The sequence below is a fragment of the Streptomyces sp. NPDC006197 genome, assembly GCF_040613865.1.
Taxonomy (GTDB): domain Bacteria; phylum Actinomycetota; class Actinomycetes; order Streptomycetales; family Streptomycetaceae; genus Streptomyces.
The window spans coordinates 1-5,792 of record NZ_JBEXSZ010000253.1; the positions used below are offsets into that span (position 1 = coordinate 1).

The window sequence follows — 5,792 nt, forward strand, 5'->3', positions numbered from 1 at the left end:
GACAACATCAACCAGACGTACACCGTCAACGCCTCCACCGAGGTCGCCAACGGCACCTGGAAGCTCCGCGTCCAGGACAAGGCGTCGATCGACACGGGTTACATCAGCGGCTTCAAGCTGACCTTCCCGTAAGGCCCGTCCTCCCGCGGAAACGCAGAACTCCCGGGCGGGTCGGTGACCATCGCCCCCGACCCGCCCGGGGTCCCAACTCCGCCGTCACCTACCGGCGTTCGCCGCGTCCACCAGCGCGTCCTTCGTCACCGCGCCGACGTAGACCTTGCCGTCGTCGGTGAGGAGGGCGTTCACCAGCTTCGTCTTGAAGACGGTGCCGGAGCCGAACTTCCCGGTGACCTTGTCGCCGAAGGAGTCCAGGAAGCCCTGGATCTCCTTCGGCGCCTCGTCGGTCTTGGGCGCCGGCGCGCCGGTGTCGAGCTTCGCGATCGTCGTCCAGCCCTCGCCGATGACGTTCACGCCCTCCCCGGAGCCGGAGCCGCCGAAGGCCTTCCCGAGGCCGGGCAGGCCGCCCTCGAAGCCCTCGGGCAGGTCCTTCGCGGCCTCGTCGCCCTTCTCCGCCGCGCCCTCCGTCACCTTCGTGCCCTTCGGCGCCTCGAAGGTGAACTCGGAGGCGGCCGGCTTCCCGAAGTCGACCTTCGTGAAGCCCGCGTCGACGACCGGCTTGCCGCCCTCGACCGAGGAGAGGGTGAACTTCAGCGGGGTGCCGTTCGCCGCGTCCACCGCGATCTTCACCGACTCGACCGTCGAACCGCTCTGCTTCGGCTTGATCACCAGCTGGTACGCGTCCCGGCCGGCCACCTTCGCCGTCCCGTCGACCGTGATCGACGTGGTGTCGCCCGCGGCCTTCAGGACCTCGTCGGCGAGCTGCTTGGGCGTGCCGGGGAGCTCCCTGTCCTTCTCGGGGGCGCCGGACGAAGCGCCCTTCTCGTGGAAGGCCTCGTTCGACTTGCTGTCGTAGGCCCAGACGTCGTCGCCGTTGTGGATCAGGCTGTACTCGTCGGAGCCGTCGAGCAGGGTGAGGCGCTGGCGCTCGGGGCCGTCCGCCGCCACGCGCAGGGTGTGACTGCCCGAGAGGAGCTCGGTGAGCTTCTCGGACGGGTCCGCCGACGGGGAGCCGCCGTCGGCGTCCAGGGCTCCGAAGCCGGACGCCAGGCCGTCGAGGGCCGGCAGGCCCAGGTCGGTGGAGATCTTGAACGTGCCGGACAGGGTCTGGGTGTCCGAGGCGGCGATCTTCTCGATGAGCTGCCGGGCCGTGATCTCGGGCAGGTCGGGGTCTCCGGACGCCGCCAGCGCCGGGACGAGGCCGATGGTCGCCGCGGCCACTCCTGCCACCGCGACCGGGACGATGAACCGGCTCGCCTTACGGGTCTCTGCCATGGTCTCCGCTACCTCCGTTGTCGATGTGACCATCTCACCAACTCGGAGGCCCGGAATCGTCAGCCCCCGGGATCAACCTCACGTACTGCTTCGGGATGACCCGACCCCGAGAAGCCCTAGCCCGCGCGGTGGACCACGGCGTCGCACATCTCCGCCAGGGCCGCCTTCGCGTACCCGTCGGGCAGCGGCGCGAGCATGGCGCGCGCCTCCTCGGCGTACCGCACGGTGTCCCGGCGGGCCTGCTCCAGGGCGGGGTGGGCGCGCAGTCGGCGCAGGGCCTCGGCGTGCCGCTCGTCGTCGCTGAGGTCGCTGTCGATCAGGGCGACGAGCTCCAGGTCCTCGGGGCGCCCGTGGGCGGCCGCGGCGGCCCGCAGGTGGAGGACGGGGAGGGTCGGGATGCCCTCGCGGAGGTCGGTGCCGGGGGTCTTGCCGGACTCGTGGGAGTCGGAGGCGATGTCGAGGACGTCGTCGGCGAGCTGGAAGGCGACGCCGAGCCGCTCGCCGTACTGGGTGAGGGTGTCGATGACGCTCTCGTCGGCGCCGGACATCATGGCGCCGAAGCGGCAGGAGACGGCGACGAGGGAGCCGGTCTTGCCGCCGAGGACGTCGAGGTAGTGCTCGACGGGGTCGCGGCCGTCCATCGGGCCGGCCGTCTCCAGGATCTGGCCGGTCACGAGCCGTTCGAACGCCTCGGACTGGATGCGTACGGCCTCGGGGCCGAGGTCCGCGAGCGTGTGCGAGGCGCGGGCGAAGAGGAAGTCACCCGTGAGGACGGCGATCGAGTTGCCCCAGCGGGTGTTGGCGCTGTCGACGCCGCGCCGGACGTCGGCCTCGTCCATGACGTCGTCGTGGTAGAGCGTGGCCAGGTGGGTGAGCTCGACGACCACGGCGGAGGGCACGACGCCCGGCGCGTGGGGGTCGCCGAACTGGGCGGCGAGCATCACGAGCAGGGGGCGGAACCGCTTCCCCCCGGCCAGGACGAGGTGCTGCGCGGCCTCCGTGATGAAGGGGACATCGCTCTTGGTGGCGTCCAGGAGGCCCGCCTCCACAGCCGCCAAACCGGTCTGGACATCGGCCTCAAGAGCCTGGTCCCGCACGCTAAGACCGAACGGCCCGACGACGGTCACGAGGGGGTCTCCTGTCTGCTGACGCCTGCTGACGCTGTCCGGACCGCACACCGCTCATTCGGATTGTCGATGTGTCGGTCCATGCACTCAAGCCAGCGTATCCGGTCACGTTTCGATCACCGTGGGCGCCTTCCCGTCACCCCGGTATGTTCGCGATCAGCTCATACGACCGGAAGCGGGCGTTTTACCCCGAACGGCGATCGACATCGATACGAACGGTGAGCGGCGCCCCGGATACGACGGATCCCCCGCACGGCGGGCCGAGCACGGCCGTACGGGGGATCCAGGCGGTCCTACGCGTCGGCGCCGGCCTTGCGGCGGCGGGCGACGACCAGCGCGCCGGCGCCCAGGGCGACGGCCCCGGCGGCGGCGAAGCCGAGCGGGAGGGTGTCGTTCGCACCGGTGGCGGCGAGGGTGCCCTTCACGGGGGTGACGGACGAACCGCCCTGCTGGGTGGTGTTCGTGTTGCCGCCGGTGGTGACGGTCGGCGCCGGGGTCGGCGTGTCCGTCGGCTTCGGCTTGTCGCCCTTGTCGGCGGCGAGGATCTCGAAGTCCAGGGTCGAGAAGTCGTCGCCGGTGCCGCAGCTGCCGTCGTTGTTCTCGTACGCGCTGAAGGCGAAGGCCACGCCCTTGCCGGCCGGGGCGTCCGCGTCGACGGTGAGGCGCAGCTTCACGTCGGCGTGACCGCCCTTGGCGAGCTTGCCGATCTCGATGGAGGGGAACTTCTCGGTGAAGGACGTCCACTCCAGGTTGTCGGCGGAGGACCACTCGACGGCGATGAAGCGGTCGGTCAGGTCCGTCTCGTCGTCGATGACCTCACCGGGCTCGGGGCCCCGCAGGGCGTTGACGTAGGCCTCGACCGCGTCCAGGTTCCGGCCCGTGTCGTTGGTGACGCGCAGCGAGAAGAGGGCGCTCTTGCCGGCCGTGACCTTCTTGGGGCCGGTCAGCGCGACCTTGAGGGGGGCCTCGTCGGCGCACTCCCCCTCCATCTCCTCGGCGAACTCGAGGTCCGCCTTGGCCTCGTCGAGGTCCTCCTCGGCGGCCTTCTCGGCCTTCTGGGCGAGCTTGAGCACCTGCTCGGCGGCGTCCTTGGCGGTCTTGAGGGCGGCCGTGGCCTCCGTCAGCTTCGCGTCGGCGGCGGTCTTCGCGGTCGCCGCCTCGGTGGCGACCGTCTGCGCGGCGGTGACGGCAGCGGCGGCGTCCGCCTTCTCCTGGTCGGTGGCGTCCGGCTTGTCCTTCACGGCCTGCTCGGCCTGCTGGGCCTTGACGAGCGCCTCGTCGGCGGCGGTCTTCTTGGCGGCGGCCTCGTCGGCGGCCTTCTTCGCCTCGGCGGCGGCGACGGCCAGCGGGTGATCGGCCTTGGTGAGGGCCTCGACGTCCGCCTTGGCCTTCGCGAGCTCGGCGACGGCCTCGTCGTACGCCTTCTGCGCCACGGCGACGGCGGCCTTGAGCTCCTCGATCGACGGCATGTCGTCGAGGTCGTCCTCGTCCGAGGCGGGCTTCTGCGTCGACGCGGTCGACGGCTTGGTGTCGGCGAACGCCGGCGCGGCCGAGAGGAACACGACCGGAGTGGTCACGGCGGCGGCCACGGCGGTCGCCAGGATGCGGCGGATCTTCACGTTGTGGACCTTTTCCTGGTCTGAAGAGAAAGCTGCGAAGAACGGTGGCGGGCGCGCGCCAGCGGCTACCTCACGCGGCGCGGCACCCGGCATGATCGTAGGGCGGGAAGGTGGCCGCGGGGAGCCCTGTTTCCGCAGCTCGCAGGGGCGTTCCGGGAGCGCCCGGGACACATACCGCGCGAATGCGGGCAGTTGCCCACGGAGGCCGCACTTTCTGTGTGATCCATGTCATCCGCCCCCGGCGGCCCGCCCCGTAACGTGTCCCCCACACACGTGGAAAGCGAGGCACGCACCGATGTCCGAGCACAGCCCGCTCGATCTGGCCGAGGGCGACCCCTTCGGCCCGCACAACCTCCCGTACGGCGTCTTCTCCACCGCCGACGAGCCCGGGCGGCGCCGGCTCGGCGTCCGCATCGGCGGGCACGTCCTGGACGCGGGTGCCGCGGCGCACGCGCTCGGCTCCCCGTACGCGACGCTGCTCGCGCAGCCCAGCCTCAACCCGTTGCTCGCGGCCGGGCGGACCGCCTGGCGCGACGTCCGCCGGGCGCTGACGGCCTGGGTGACGGTGCCCGCGCACCGGGCGGACATCGAGCCGCTGCTGCACCCGCTGGACGCGGTGACGCTGCACCTGCCGTACGAGGTCGCGGACTACGTCGACTTCTACGCGAGCGAGCACCACGCGACGAACGTGGGCCGCATCTTCCGCCCGGACGGCGACGCGCTCACCCCCAACTGGAAGCACCTGCCGATCGGTTACCACGGTCGCGCGGGCACGGTCGTGGTCTCCGGGACCGATGTCGTGCGCCCCTCCGGGCAGCGCAAGGCCCCCTCGGACCCGGCCCCGGTCTTCGGCCCCTCGGTCAAGCTGGACATCGAGGCGGAGGTCGGCTTCCTGGTCGGCACCCCGTCCGAGCTCGGCCGGCCCGTCCCGCTCTCCGACTTCCGTGAGCACGTCTTCGGCCTGACGCTGCTCAACGACTGGTCGGCGCGGGACGTGCAGGCCTGGGAGTACGTGCCGCTGGGCCCGTTCCTCGGCAAGTCGTTCCAGACCTCGGTGTCGGCGTGGGTGACGCCCCTGGAGGCCCTGGACGCCGCCAGGACCGCCCCGCCCGCGCGGGACTTCCCGCTCCTCCCGTACCTGGACGACGCGGCCGAGGAGGAGCCGGGCGGCTTCGACCTGCGGATCTCGGTGGAGATCAACGGCGAGGTGGTGGCCGAGCCGCCGTTCTCCTCCATGTACTGGACGGCGGCCCAGCAGCTCGCCCACATGACGGTGAACGGCGCCTCGCTCCGCACCGGCGACCTGTACGGCTCCGGCACGGTCTCCGGGCCCGAGGTGAACCAGCGCGGCTCGCTCCTGGAGCTCACCTGGAACGGCCGTGACGCCCTCGAACTGCCGGGCGGCAAGCGGACGTTCCTGGAGGACGGCGACGAGGTCGTCCTCACGGCCTGGGCGCCGGGCCCGGACGGCACCCGGGTGGCGCTCGGCGAGGTCCGCGGCCGGATCGTCCCCTCGGCCTGAGCCCGTACGCGAAGGGCCCGGCTCGCCCCCGAGCCGGGCGCAAGCCCGAGTGGATCAAGACCCGCGCGAAGATGGGTCCGGAGTACACGAAGATGCAGGGCCTCGTGAAGAGCGAGGGCCTGCACACGGTCT

The 5,792-nt window shown here is 71.7% G+C and carries 5 protein-coding genes; 2 read left to right on the plus strand and 3 right to left on the minus strand.

Annotation, left to right across the window (positions count from 1 at the left end):
• Window positions 1-132 (plus strand): proprotein convertase P-domain-containing protein (locus ABZ318_RS38770; RefSeq protein ID WP_356907120.1); only part of this gene is annotated, 132 nt, incomplete at its 5' end.
• A gap of 84 nt (window positions 133-216) precedes the next feature.
• Here ABZ318_RS38770 and ABZ318_RS38775 read toward each other — a convergent pair.
• The 3 genes from ABZ318_RS38775 to ABZ318_RS38785 all read right to left on the minus strand — a co-directional run bounded on the left by ABZ318_RS38775 (window position 217) and on the right by ABZ318_RS38785 (window position 4,138).
• Window positions 217-1,392 (minus strand): sigma-E factor regulatory protein RseB domain-containing protein, encoded by a 1,176-nt coding sequence (locus ABZ318_RS38775; protein WP_356907116.1) that lies wholly within the window; start codon window positions 1,390-1,392, stop codon window positions 217-219.
• A gap of 116 nt (window positions 1,393-1,508) precedes the next feature.
• Window positions 1,509-2,519, minus strand: a complete 1,011-nt coding sequence (locus tag ABZ318_RS38780; protein WP_356907117.1) for a polyprenyl synthetase family protein — start codon at window positions 2,517-2,519, stop codon at window positions 1,509-1,511.
• Between the two features lie 293 nt (window positions 2,520-2,812).
• The gene (locus ABZ318_RS38785) at window positions 2,813-4,138 is read right to left on the minus strand and encodes a peptidase (RefSeq protein ID WP_356907118.1); all 1,326 of its coding nucleotides are present in this window, start codon (window positions 4,136-4,138) and stop codon (window positions 2,813-2,815) included.
• A 295-nt stretch (window positions 4,139-4,433) separates the two neighbouring features.
• On the opposite strand from ABZ318_RS38785, the gene fahA reads away from it, so the two are divergent.
• On the plus strand, window positions 4,434-5,660 hold the full coding sequence (fahA, locus tag ABZ318_RS38790; RefSeq protein WP_356907119.1) for a fumarylacetoacetase: 1,227 nt from the start codon (window positions 4,434-4,436) through the stop codon (window positions 5,658-5,660).
• Window positions 5,661-5,792: the final 132 nt, after the last annotated feature.